This is a genomic window from Mesorhizobium sp. P2_C7 (assembly GCF_056404515.1).
Genome location: NZ_JBFUDW010000013.1, coordinates 63,432 through 75,815, shown reverse-complemented (window position 1 = coordinate 75,815; position 12,384 = coordinate 63,432). Strand labels below are relative to the sequence as shown.

Here is a 12,384-nt window from a genome sequence, read left to right as displayed (position 1 = left end):
AAATCTCATGAGCATGGATCGCCGGTCCGGATGCCCGATCAACCTGTCGCTCGAAGTGTTCGGCGACCGCTGGAGCCTGATCATCCTTCGCGACATGGTTTTTGGCGGCAGGCGCCACTTTCGCGAGCTGCTCAACGGATCGATGGAGGGCATTGCCTCCAACATCCTCGCCGACCGGCTGAAGCGGCTGATGGGACTGGGCATGCTGACCAAGGCCGACGATCCCAGCCACAAGCAGAAGGCGATCTACAGCCTGACCGAGATGGCGATCACCCTCGTGCCGATCCTGGCCCACCTCGGCGCCTGGGGCCGCGTCTGGTTGCCGGTCAGCGCGGAACTCTCGATCCGCGCCGAGCTTCTGGAGAAGGGCGGGCCGCCGATGTGGGACAAGTTCATGGACGAGTTGCGCCACGAGCATCTCGGCATGCCGCTCGATACATCGGCAGGCCCTTCTGTCCGTGCGACCTTGCAGGCCGCCTATGAAGCCGTGGTCGCCAGCAAGGCCCCCGGCGCCAGCCCGGCCGCTTGACCAACATATTTTCCCGTTTGAGGCCCGGCTCTGCTAGAAGGGGCGGAAAACCACAATTCACGGGATTGGATAGGGTCTTGGTTGAGAACTCTCGGGATGCTGCCCGCGCGCGTGCTGACCTGCGTTTCAAGAAGCAGGAAGAGGCGGCAACCGTCCGCCAGAAGGCGATGGCCGAATACGTCGCCGAGAGCGACGCCCGCCAGGCCAAGACCAACAAGCTGCGGGCGCTGCGTCTCGCCAAGGAAGCGGAAGACCTTGCCAACGCACCGGTGGCACCCGCCAAGAAGCCTGCCCGCGCCAAAAAAAAATAGCGCTGCCGGCCGGCACGATCGACTGCCGGTCTGGAAGCTGCAAAATGGCAACGCCATATCCGGATCGTTCCATTCCACCTCTTAACGCGAAGCAATTTCAACCGAAACCGGGATTTTGCCGTGCCCGTCGACGGTCGATGATCGGCGCGTTTTCAAACAGGAGACTGCCATGACCGCGCTGCCGCTCGAAAAAGCCAGGCAAATCATCGATGCCGCCTTTGCCAGGGGCGCCGAACTCAAGCTCAAGCCGCTGGGCRTCTCGGTGCTTGACGCCGGCGGACATCTGGTCGCCTTCCAGCGCCAGGACGGCGCCTCGTTCCTGCGCCCGCAAATGTCGGCCGGCAAGGCCTATGGCGCGCTCGCCATCGGCATGGGCTCGCGTCGCGTCGAGGCCTTCGCCAAGGAGCGCCCGCATCTCGTCGCCGGCATCTCGGACGTGTCCGGCGGCCGCGTGCTGCCGGTCGTCGGCGGCGTGCTGATCCGCGACAAGGCCGGCGCCATCATCGGCGCCGTCGGCATTTCCGGCGATACGTCGGACAATGACGAAGCGGCCGCCATCGCCGGCATCGAAGCGGCCGGCTTCGCTGCCGATCCGGGCTGAGCTTTAGCAAATATTACGGCCAAGGCTGCGTTGAGATTCAGGTCAGGCCGAGTCGAAAATGGTGGCATCCAAGAACCGTAGCGGAGCGTACTTTTGGGTACGTGAGCACCGGAAGCGCAGGGCACCGCCGTTTGCAGGCCGGCATCACCTGAAGATCAATGCGGCCTTAATTCAGATTGATGTCTCGGCTCGCCGACCGCATCGACACCGCAAAGCCCGCCAGCACGTCGAACAGCGCGATGACCATCAGCGTGAAGAAGATGGAATGTGCCGCGCCCTTCACCAGCAGGAACTCGACCAGGAACGCGACGAAGACCAGCGTCGACAACAGATGGTCCATGATAGAGGCGCTGGTCGTGCGCGCCGACTTCACCATTTCGGCGAAAAGGGAAATCAGCCCGATCAGCACTATCAGGTCGCCGAGAGTCATCGCGAACACCCCGCCCGACATCATGCGGAAGGAGAAGATTTCGCTCGCCCACGGATCGTCGCCGCCGCCGAATATTCCGAGCAGGCCGAGATTGTAGAGCACGAATGGCACGATCAAAAGCGGGACGGCACCGAACATCTGGCGTCTCCATATGGGGGCAATCTCTGTAGAATGCGCCACAGGCACGCCGTCAAGAATTTTCGTAAAATGCCACGAACACGGTCGAAGACCGGATGCAACAACCATGTCAGCCCCCGGCGCAACGATCCTGATGAATATCGCCCACGCCAGGCATTTCGCGTTTGGCATAGGGTAAGAGGCCAAGCGCCAACGCAGGCCGCCCGGTTATCGGCCCACCCAACGCAAAAGACCGGCCACCGGCCGGTCTTTCGAAAGCTCAATACGTCGAAAAGCTGGTCTCAGCTTTCCTTGGGCGTCAACACCTGGCGGCCGCGATACATGCCGGTCTTCAGGTCGATGTGGTGCGGACGGCGCATTTCGCCGGAATTCTTGTCCTCGACATAGGTCGGGGCCTTGAGGGCGTCGGCCGAGCGGCGCATGCCGCGCTTGGACGGAGAGGTTTTTCGTTTCGGAACGGCCATGGATATGCTCCATTACATGGTCAAAAAGCCCCGCCCGCCCTCGTGAAAGGGCCGTGTCGGGGCCGGAATCTGAGAAAGTCGGGTGCCTATACACGCCCTACGCCGTTTTGGCCAGCACTGCCGCGAATTTTTTTGAGCTGGCTACTGCAGACAGCCGACATACGCGCCGGAGCGGCCGGCCCGCCGCTCGATCAGGTTGGCAAGCCGTCTCAGGCCCGGCCCGGGCTTTGCCGGATTGCGGGCGATCGGATTTGGCAGGGAGACGGCGAGCAGGGCGGCCTGCCGTCGCGACAATTGTTTTGCCGAAACGCCGAAATGGTGCTGTGCGGCGGCTTCGATGCCATAGATGCCCGGCCCCCACTCGGCGATGTTGAGATAGATCTCCATGATGCGCCGTTTCGACATCACCGCGTCGAAATAGACTGCCAGCGGCAATTCGACCACCTTGCGCACCGAGCCCAGCGGTCGTGACCAGAGAAAGAGGTTCTTTACCGTCTGCATGGTGATGGTCGAGGCGCCGCGCGTTGCTTCGCCGGCCAGCGCATCGTCGACGACGCCCCTCAGTTCGCCGAGATCGACGCCGCGATGAAAGCAGAACTGCCCGTCCTCCGACATGATGACCGAATTGGCCAGCACAGGCGCGACGTCGTCGATCGACACCCAGCGGCGGTCATAACCCGAGAATGTCGCCAGGTCCTTCAGCATCAGCGTCGAGACCGGATGCACGAAGGACGGCAGATAGAGGAACGTCAGCACCGTTGGTATGAGCGCCAGTACCGCGGCCACGACAATCCCGCGCCGGACCCAGCGCTTGAGACCGCGGCGGTTCACGCTCCGCGATCTGGTCGCCATGTCCAGCTTTTCGGTTTCATGATCGACGATCGGTTCCGCCAAGCCGCCCAACCCGTACTTCTCCCTGCTCCGGCATAATGGCGCTTGGCTTCTTGCGCAACGTCTGAGTGTCGGCTACCGGTCCCGACCATGACGAATGAGGACGAAATGGCGTTCGAAATGGCGCTCATCCGACGGGCAGCCGCCGTCGAGGTGCTGCTGCGGCGGTTGCTCGACAACCGCGCGCTTTCGGGCGAGATCACGCGACCCGACCGCCTGATGGCGGCGATGCGCCACGGCGTGCTCAACGGCGGCAAGCGCCTGCGCCCTTTCCTGGTCATGGAAAGCGCCGCCCTTTTTTCCGCCGATGGCGAGGCAGCACTGCGCGTCGCGGCCGCTCTTGAATGCGTGCATTGCTATTCGCTGATCCACGATGATCTGCCCGCCATGGACGACGATGACCTACGGCGCGGCCAGCCGACGGTGCACAAGGCCTTCGACGAGGCGACAGCCATCCTGGCCGGCGACGCCCTGCTGACGCTGGCCTTCGACATCATTGCCGATGAGGCGACCATGCTGCCGGCGGAGCGGCGGGCAGCCCTGGTGCTGGCGCTGGCCCGCGCGGCCGGAGCAGGCGGCATGGTCGGCGGCCAGAAGCTTGACCTCGAGGCCGAACAGGCGCCGCCGGACGAGGCCGGCATCATCCGGCTGCAGGCGATGAAGACCGGCGCGCTGATCCGCTTCGCCTGCGAGGCGGGGGCACTGGTCGCCGGCGCTCCGGCCGAGGACCGCGAGCGGCTGGCCGAATTCGGCTCGGCGATCGGCCTTGCTTTCCAGCTTGCCGACGACCTGCTCGACCTGACCGCCGATGCCAGCCAGATGGGCAAGGCAACCGGCAAGGATGCAGCCGCCGGCAAGGCGACGCTGGTGGCGCTGCACGGCGCGGACTGGGCGCGCAGCCAGCTTCACGGCCTCGTCGACCAGGCGCATGAATTGCTCGCGCCTTACGGGGAGCAGGCGGCGCTGCTGAAAGAAGCGGCGACATTCGTGGCGACCCGTAACAACTGACGCTGGCCAGCCAGGACGTCGGCGCGATCGGATTGCGAAATCCGTCGCCACCGCCTCCAGACAATGGGGACCCGCGACGCACAAGGAGGCGGCACCCTCGGCACTGCTTTCAACTTTGCAAACAACCGCTCGGTTTGCCGATTGCACGGGCCGCCCAGCGGCGATCCCTTAAATGTGATCCAACCGATCCTACCTGCGGAGCTCCGGCCCCCTACAATTTGAAGAGGCGCTTATGCGACGGCTTCATGGTCAGGCAGGTATGGACATATGGTTACCCTTACGGTCAACGGACAATTGCGCACACCGGAGGACATGCCGCTTCTGTGGGTGCTGCGCGACCATCTCAATCTGGTCGGCACCAAATATGGTTGCGGCATCGCCCAATGCGGGGTTTGCACGGTGCATGTGGCAGGCAAGCCTGTGCGTTCCTGCCAACTGACCATTGGCGATGTCGGCACCCGCGCCGTCGTCACCATTGAAGGGATCGGCAACTCGCCCAACGGCGCCAAGGTCCAGCAGGCCTGGATGGAAGCCGAAGTGCCGCAATGCGGCTATTGCCAGGCCGGCCAGATCATGTCGGCCACGGCGCTGCTGGACAGCAACCCGCAACCCGACGATTCCGACATTGACGCGGCCATGGCGGGCAATCTCTGCCGCTGCGGGACCTATATCCGCATCCGCCGAGCGATCAAGAACGCCGCCGCCAAACCGGCCTGACCATGCAGAAAATCATCGGCATTGTCTTTGCTGTCATTGTCATCGCAGCGCTTGGTTTCACCGGCTGGCTGTTTCTCGGCCGCGATCCGATGTCCTTTGCCGGCGGCTCGACCGTGGCGCTGGCGGATTACCATGGCGCCGATATCACCGGTGTACCGGCCCAGCTCGCCGGTGCCGATATGATCAAGCGCGGCGAATACCTTACGCATGCCGCGGACTGCCAGGCCTGCCATACCGCGCCGGGCGGCGCGCCTTTCTCGGGCGGTTTCGCCTTCAACATGCCGTTCGGCACGATCTATTCCACCAACATCACACCGGACAAGCAAACCGGCATTGGCAACTACACTGACGCGCAGTTCCTGGCCGCTGTGCACAAGGGCATTCGCGCCGATGGCGAAAAGCTCTATCCCGCCATGCCCTACAGCTCCTACACCTACATGACCGACGCCGACGCGCTGGCCATCAAGGCGTACCTCTTCTCGCTGGCGCCGGTACAGGCCCCAACAAGGCAAGACCAGCTTTCCTGGCCCTTCAGCCAGCGCAGCCTGCTGGTGCTCTGGGATGTCATGTTCAATCCCGACAATCGTTTCCGCCCCAACGCCGGCCAGAGCCCGCAATGGAACAGAGGCGCCTATCTTGCCGAGGCATTGGGCCATTGCGGCGAATGCCATACACCGCGCAACCTGGCCTATGGGCTGGACAATCACGGCAAATTCGCCGGCGCGCTCACCGCGGGCTGGCGCGCCTACAACATCACCGACGACAAGGCTTCAGGCATCGGCGACTGGAGCGACCAGGATCTCTATTCCTATCTTTCCACCGGTCATGCCAACGGTCATGGCGGCGCTGCTGGGCCGATGGGTGAGGCCACCGATGACAGCCTGAGCTATCTGTTGCCCGACGACACCCATGCCTTAATGGCGTACCTGCGCAGCATACCCGCCCATGCGAGTGATCTGCCCCGCACTGTCACGACCGCGGCGCCGGCGTCGTACAAGGAGGGTGTGGCGGCGGATGTCAATTCGCGTGGTGAAAAGATCTTCGCCGGCGCCTGCGCCAGCTGCCACGACTGGACCGGCGTGAGCCCGGTCACCGGCTATGCCACTCTGACCGGCGTGCGCGCGGTAAACGACCCTAGTGCCACCAATGTGGCGCAGACGATCATCAATGGCGTCAACCGCCAGACCGGCGAAGGCACGATCTTCATGCCAGCCTTTGGTGAAGGCTATTCGGACGACGACATCGCGGCCGTGGCCAACTATGTCACCGCCCGGTTTGGTGCCGAAGGCTCGCACTTGGCAGGCAAGGATGTGGCCGGTCTGCGAAAGCAGGCGGCCCAGCAATTTAAGGAAGCACCCAATGGCTGACATTCAGTCCAACTTTGCCCAGTCCGATGCCTATCTCTCGGCGCTGATACGCGAGGTCCGTTCGGTCCCGCCGACCAGTGCGTCGGTGACAGTGGGACGACGCACCTTCTTCAAGTTGGCCGGCGCGGGCGTAGCGGGGCTGGTGCTGGGCTTTCACCTTGGAGACGCAGCGTTCGCGGCGGATGGTGCGAACGTCGATACGGCAAGCACCAAGGACCAGGCGATGAACGCTTTCATCCGTATCGCCCCGGACAACACGATCACAATTTATTCCAAATGCCCGGAGATCGGCCAGGGCATCAAGACCTCCTTCGGCGTCATCATTGCCGATGAACTCGACGCCGATTGGAACCACGTCGTGATGGAGCAGGCGGACATCAATCCCAAGGTCTATGGCAGTCAAGGCGCGGGCGGTTCGACATCCATCCCGCATGCCTGGGACCAGCTGCGTCAGGCCGGTGCCGGCGCCAAGGCGATGCTCATCGCCGCAGCGGCCGGGCAATGGAAGGTGGACCCGTCGCAGATCACCGCCAGGGACTCGATCTTGACCCATGCCGCCAGCGGTCGGTCCGCAACCTATGGGTCACTTGCCGCCGCGGCGTCGAAAATGCCAGTGCCCGATCCCAAGAGCTTGACGCTGAAGGTTCGCGCCGAGTATCGCTTGATAGGCAAGCGCTATCGCGGTGTTGACGATCCCAAGGTCGTCAGTGGCCAGCCGCTGTTCGGCATCGATGTTCAACTCCCCGGCATGGTCTATGCGACCTACACCAAATGTCCGGCGGCGGGCGGCAAGGTCAAATCCTTCAACATCGACGAGATCAAGGCGCAACGCGGCGTGCTCGACGCCTTCGCCGTGGACGGCACGGGCATGGCGGTCGAAGTGATGCCGGGCGTGGCTATCGTCGCCAGGGACACCTGGAGCGCTTTCCAGGCCAAGAACAAGCTTCAGGTGGATTGGGACCTGAGCATGGCCTCGAAAGACTCCACGTCGCAATTCTCGGCCCAGGCCAGGAAGCTGGCGACAAATTTCCCGGAAAAGCCCGACGACAATGTCGGCGACGTGGACAGGGCCTTGGGCAATGCCGCCAAGACCGTGGAGGCCTATTACGAGTATCCTTTCGCCGCCCATGTGCCGCTTGAACCGATGAACACCACGGCGCACTACCATGACGGGGTGATGGAGATGTGGGTGCCTACCCAACAGCCCGATCGTGGCTTGCCGCTGATTGCAAAGGCTGCAGACATTCCGCCGGAGAAAGTCGTGATGCACCAGACCCGCGTCGGCGGCGGCTTCGGACGGCGGCTGGTCAATGACTATGCCTGCGAGGCGGCGGCTATCGCCAAGAAGGTCAGTGCCCCGGTCAAGCTGCAATGGACCCGCGAAGACGATTTCGCCCACGATTTCTACCGGCCCGCCGGCTACCATCAGTTCAAGGGCGCGATCGACAGAGGCGGCAGGCTCGACGCCTGGCAGGAACATTTCATCACCTTCACCGCCGACGGCAAGAAGGAAGCCACGGGCGCCAACCTCACCGACAATCTGAGATATTCGATCAAGGCGCCCAATCTGCGCCGCGCCAAGACAATGTTCCCCTTGAAGATTCCCACCGGAGCGTGGCGCGCGCCGGGCGACAATGCCCAGGTCTTCGCTGCCCAGAGCTTCATGCACGAACTGTCGCTCGCTTCCGGCCGCGATCATGTCGATTTCCTTATCGACGCCGTGAACCGCGACGTGCCTGATCTGGCGCCCAAGGACAAAAGCGTCAACTTCAGCCCCAAGCGGGCCACCGACGTGATCAGGATGTGCTCCGAGAAGGCCGGGTGGGGCAAGAAGTTGGCGAATGGGAGCGGTTTGGGCCTGGCCTGGTGCTATTCCCACGCCGGCCATGTCGCACAGTCGATTGAGATCAGTGTGGACGCCGACAGGCGGATCAAGATCGCGCGCATCGTGGTGGTGCTCGATGTCGGCCCCATCATTGACATGGCAGGTTCCGAAGCCCAGGCGCAGGGAGCGTCGACCGACGCACTCTCAACGGCCATGGGTCTCAAGATCAACATCGAAAACGGCCGCGTGCAGGAGCAGAATTACAATGCTTATCCGATCCTGCGCATGCCTTTCGCACCAATGACGATCGATGCCTACTTCATCCAGTCGGACAATCCACCGACCGGCATGGGCGAACCTGCTTTCCCGGCGCTGGCGCCCGCGCTGGGCAACGCCATCTTCGCCGCCACCGGAGAGCGCGTGCGCCGACTGCCCTTGCGCGATCTGGGCTACTCGCTGGCGGTCTGAGAGATCAATCGATGTTCAAGCGCTTCCAGCCACCTTGATCTTCATCTCTTCTTCGCCGCGCACCATCTTGGTCACAGCGGCGAAGTCGAGCTTGCCGGAACCGAGGACCGGCACTTTCGCAACGGCGCGGACTTCGGCCGGCACCATCAGGTCGATGGCGCCGTTCGCCTTGGCGAAGGTCAGGAATTCGGCGCGCGTGGCGTTGGCGGCCTCGGTGATCAGGATCAGCTTTTCGCCCTTGCGCGCATCCGGCACAGTGGCGACCGCTGAGAGCGAGCCTTTCCACAATTCGCCAGCCAGCGCCTCGATAGCAGCCAGCGATATCATCTCGCCGCCGATCTTGGCAAAGCGCTTGGCCCGGCCGCGAATGGTGATGAAGCCGACGTCGTCGACGGCGACGACGTCTCCGGTGTCATGCCAGCCGTCTTCGAGTGGTTCGAGCACACCGGGCTTCTCGGCCCTGAGATAGCCGGCCATGACATTGGGCCCACGCACGAAAAGCCGTCCGCCATCGTCGACACCGGGTACCGGATCGAGGCGATATTCCATGCCGGGCATGATTTTGCCGACGGTTCCGGAGCGGTTGTACATCGGCGTGTTGATCGAGATCACAGGTGCTGTTTCGGTGACGCCGTAACCCTCGAGGATGCGCACGCCGAACTTCTCCATGTAGGTCATGCGCGTCGCTGCCTTGACCGGCTCCGCGCCAGCAAAGCAATAACGTATCGAGCGGAAGTCATAGGGGTGCGCGGTGCGCGCATAGCCGGCGAGGAACGTGTCGGTGCCGAAGATGATCGTCGCGTTCGAGGCGTAGATCAGTTCCGGCACGATGCGGTAGTGCAGCGGCGAGGGGTAGAAATAGACCGGCACGCCGGAGATCAGCGGCAGCACCGTGCCCGCCGTCATGCCGAACGAATGGAAGATCGGCAACACGTTGAACACCTTGTCGCCCGAATGGAAGTCGATGCGCGAGGCGGCCTGGGCGGCATTGGCCAGGATGTTGCGGTGGGTGAGCACGACGCCCTTCGGCGTGCCTTCCGAACCCGAGGTGAACAGGATCACCGCGGCATCGTCGGGCTTGCGCGGCGCGCGTGGCGTGCTCTTGCGCAGCAAGCCGAGCAGCTTGTCCCTGAGGCCGACGGACCCGCGCAAATCGTCGAGCCAGACGATGTCGACCGAGCTGCCGATTTCCTCGACCACCGCACCGAGCTTTGCCTGTTCGACAAAGGCGCGAGAAGTGAGCACGGTGCGCACTTCGGCGGCCTTGCAGGCGGACAGGATGTTGGCCGCACCGGCGGTGAAGTTCATCATCGCCGGAACCTTGCCGGCCGACATGACGCCGAGCAGCGTCGCGCAGGAGCCGTTGGCGTTCGGCAGCATGATGCCGAGCGTCTGCTGGCCGGCATAGAGGTTCTGGAATTTCTCACCGAGCACCGCAGCGGCCGTGAGCAGTTTTCCGTAGCTCAGCGAACCGGTGACCGGATCCTGCACGGCGAGCTCTCTCATGCCGCGTTCGTTCGCCGTCTGTATGATCTTTTCCAGCACCGTCTTGTCGATGTCCTGGGTACGGAAGACGAGGTCCGACATTACCTGATAGAGGGCAGCGCCCGCCGCGGCGCGGCGCTTGCGGCCCTTTAGGTCTTGCAGCACTTCCAGCCTTACCGGCTCAAGGATGGTCACCTTGACCTTTGGGAACAGCCGGCGGCGAACATGCTGCGAGGTCAGCCGTGAAAAGTAGCTTTTCTCCAGCCCGTCGATGCGCACCGGTACGACCATCGAACCGGTCTTGTCGGCGACCATGGCGGCGCCGTCATAAACCTTCATAAGGCCGCCGGTGACGGTGATGCGGCCTTCCGGGAAGATGACAAGCGGGTCGCCGCCCTGAACGATCTTGATCAGCGTGCGGGTCGACATCGGCTTGGATGGGTTGAGCGGCAGCGCGCGGGCGAGCTTCATGAACGGCTTCATCCACCAGGCCTGGGCGATGGTGTGGTCGATGGCGAAGACCGGCTCCTCATCGGTCAGGGTCAAGGCCAGGGGACCGTCGAGGAAGCTGACATGGTTGAGCGCCAGGATAGGTGCCGGGCCGGCGGCCTTGAGGTTTTCCATGCCCTCGACTTCCAGCCGATGGAAGGCACGGAACAGGATGGAGACGAAATCGCGGAAAGCGTTGGTCGGCAGGTATTTCAACATCAGCCAGGCGGCGATGGCGTTGGCCGCAGCAAGGCCGAACAGGATGGCTCCGGTGGAGACGCCGGCTGACTGGATCGCGGCGACGAGTATGCCTCCTACTGTCATGAAGCCTGCGTTGACGATGCTCACGGCGGCGACGACGCGGGCACGACTCGCTTCGGGCGACCATGCCTGTACGGCAGCAAAGGTCGGCACCACGAGGAAGGCGCTGGCAATCGCCATGCCGGCGAGGTCGATCGCAACATGGATCGTGTTTGGCCCGGCGAAGAACAGGGCAAGGGTCTCCGCCCTGGGCGAAGGCTGCATGCTCCAGATGGTCCAGGCCAGGTCCAATCCAAACAGCGCCAGCAGCGCCGTGCCGACCGGTGCAGGCAACAGCACGATGCGTCCCTGCGACATCCACGCGGCAATGGCCGAGCCAATGGCGATCGAAACGGCGAACACCGCGAGATAGGCAGTCACGGCGATCTCGTTGCCGCCGAGCGAATCCTTGATCAAGGTCGGCAGGATCGAAAGAACGATGGCGCCGATCAGCCAGAACCAGGACGTCATCAGCCCGGCGCGCCAGATCCGCTTGTCGCCACGCAATCCGTTGACCTGCCGCCAGGTCGAGCGAAAGACGTTTTTGTCGATGACGAGGTCGGGGGCGGCAGAACCGGTGGACGGGATGTAGCGGCTGACGATCCAGCAACTCACGGCGAGGATCATCATGATCGCCCCGAAGACCGAGACGCCTATGCCATCGGCCGAGACGATGCCGCCGGCGATAGTGCCACCGAGGATGGCGGCGAAGGTCGCCGATTCGATCCATGCGTTGGCGCCGGGCAATTCCCTGCGCTCGAGGTGATCCGGCAAGATGCCGTACTTGATCGGTCCGAACAGCGCCGAGATGATGCCGAACATCAACAACGCCACCATCAGCACCGGTATCGACGACAGCGCGATGCCGACGACCGCGACGCCAGCAGCGGCGATCTCAGTGAATTTCAGCCGACGGGCGATGAGGGCCTTGTCGAAGCGGTCGGCGATCTCGCCGCCAAGGGCTGACAAGAGCAGGAAGGGAGCCATGAAGACGGCACCGGCCAGGGTGACCAGTGATGCCGCCTTGTCCGCCGCCAGCGTGAACAGAATAAGGAACACCAGCGTGTTCTTCAGGAAATTGTCGTTGAAGGCAGACAGGAACTGCGTCCAGAAGAGAGGCGCAAAGCGCCGTGTCATCATCAGATGACTGTTCGTATGATTGTTCGGAGCGATGTCCATGGCGGCGACTTCCATTGGGCAAGGCCGTTGAAGTCCTGGTCCGATCGATCAACGGTCTTACGCGGTTTGAGCGTAGTGGTAGCGGAAACCCGGTTACACTTCGTTACTGCGGTTGACGTCCATCAGCAGTGTCTCGGTCTTGGCGTCCTCCAGCCGGTTGATGAAGCGTCTTGCGCGTCAGG

11 protein-coding genes are annotated in these 12,384 nt (G+C 63.1%); 7 read left to right on the top strand and 4 right to left on the bottom strand.

Annotation, left to right across the window (positions count from 1 at the left end; translation table 11 throughout):
• Nucleotides 1-7: 7 nt before the first annotated feature.
• The 3 genes from AC1D2G_RS24685 to AC1D2G_RS24675 all read left to right on the top strand — a co-directional run bounded on the left by AC1D2G_RS24685 (nucleotide 8) and on the right by AC1D2G_RS24675 (nucleotide 1,441).
• Complete coding sequence (locus tag AC1D2G_RS24685; protein ID WP_477417248.1) at nucleotides 8-529, top strand: winged helix-turn-helix transcriptional regulator; 522 nt, start codon at nucleotides 8-10, stop codon at nucleotides 527-529.
• A gap of 77 nt (nucleotides 530-606) precedes the next feature.
• On the top strand, nucleotides 607-840 hold the full coding sequence (locus tag AC1D2G_RS24680) for a hypothetical protein (protein WP_457150457.1): 234 nt from the start codon (nucleotides 607-609) through the stop codon (nucleotides 838-840).
• A 169-nt stretch (nucleotides 841-1,009) separates the two neighbouring features.
• Nucleotides 1,010-1,441 carry a GlcG/HbpS family heme-binding protein gene (locus AC1D2G_RS24675; RefSeq protein WP_477417246.1) on the top strand — a complete coding sequence of 144 codons (432 nt, stop codon included), beginning with the start codon at nucleotides 1,010-1,012 and terminating at the stop codon, nucleotides 1,439-1,441.
• A gap of 166 nt (nucleotides 1,442-1,607) precedes the next feature.
• Here AC1D2G_RS24675 and AC1D2G_RS24670 read toward each other — a convergent pair whose 3' ends face one another.
• The 3 genes from AC1D2G_RS24670 to AC1D2G_RS24660 form a co-directional block, all read right to left on the bottom strand.
• On the bottom strand, nucleotides 1,608-2,009 hold the full coding sequence (locus AC1D2G_RS24670) for a hypothetical protein (protein WP_477299950.1): 402 nt from the start codon (nucleotides 2,007-2,009) through the stop codon (nucleotides 1,608-1,610).
• 281 nt (nucleotides 2,010-2,290) lie between these two features.
• Nucleotides 2,291-2,473 carry a 50S ribosomal protein L32 gene (rpmF, locus tag AC1D2G_RS24665; protein WP_008834724.1) on the bottom strand — a complete coding sequence of 61 codons (183 nt, stop codon included), beginning with the start codon at nucleotides 2,471-2,473 and terminating at the stop codon, nucleotides 2,291-2,293.
• Nucleotides 2,474-2,614: 141 nt separating this feature from the next.
• Nucleotides 2,615-3,376: a biosynthetic peptidoglycan transglycosylase gene (locus AC1D2G_RS24660; RefSeq protein ID WP_095089384.1), complete on the bottom strand. Its 762-nt coding sequence runs from the start codon at nucleotides 3,374-3,376 to the stop codon at nucleotides 2,615-2,617.
• A gap of 78 nt (nucleotides 3,377-3,454) precedes the next feature.
• On the opposite strand from AC1D2G_RS24660, the gene AC1D2G_RS24655 reads away from it, so the two are divergent.
• The 4 genes from AC1D2G_RS24655 (at nucleotide 3,455) to AC1D2G_RS24640 (ending at nucleotide 8,749) form a co-directional block, all read left to right on the top strand.
• On the top strand, nucleotides 3,455-4,372 hold the full coding sequence (locus AC1D2G_RS24655) for a polyprenyl synthetase family protein (protein ID WP_477417244.1): 918 nt from the start codon (nucleotides 3,455-3,457) through the stop codon (nucleotides 4,370-4,372).
• Nucleotides 4,373-4,639: 267 nt separating this feature from the next.
• Nucleotides 4,640-5,089: a (2Fe-2S)-binding protein gene (locus AC1D2G_RS24650; protein WP_477417242.1), complete on the top strand. Its 450-nt coding sequence runs from the start codon at nucleotides 4,640-4,642 to the stop codon at nucleotides 5,087-5,089.
• 2 nt (nucleotides 5,090-5,091) lie between these two features.
• Nucleotides 5,092-6,456, top strand: a complete 1,365-nt coding sequence (locus AC1D2G_RS24645) for a c-type cytochrome (RefSeq protein WP_457150451.1) — start codon at nucleotides 5,092-5,094, stop codon at nucleotides 6,454-6,456.
• On the top strand, nucleotides 6,449-8,749 hold the full coding sequence (locus tag AC1D2G_RS24640) for a xanthine dehydrogenase family protein molybdopterin-binding subunit (RefSeq protein ID WP_477417240.1): 2,301 nt from the start codon (nucleotides 6,449-6,451) through the stop codon (nucleotides 8,747-8,749). Before AC1D2G_RS24645 ends, AC1D2G_RS24640 begins: the two co-directional genes overlap by 8 nt.
• A gap of 15 nt (nucleotides 8,750-8,764) precedes the next feature.
• On the opposite strand, the gene AC1D2G_RS24635 is transcribed toward AC1D2G_RS24640, so the two are convergent.
• Entirely contained in the window at nucleotides 8,765-12,202 is a 3,438-nt protein-coding gene (locus AC1D2G_RS24635) for an acyl-[ACP]--phospholipid O-acyltransferase (RefSeq protein WP_477417238.1), read from the bottom strand.
• Nucleotides 12,203-12,384 lie beyond the last annotated feature (182 nt).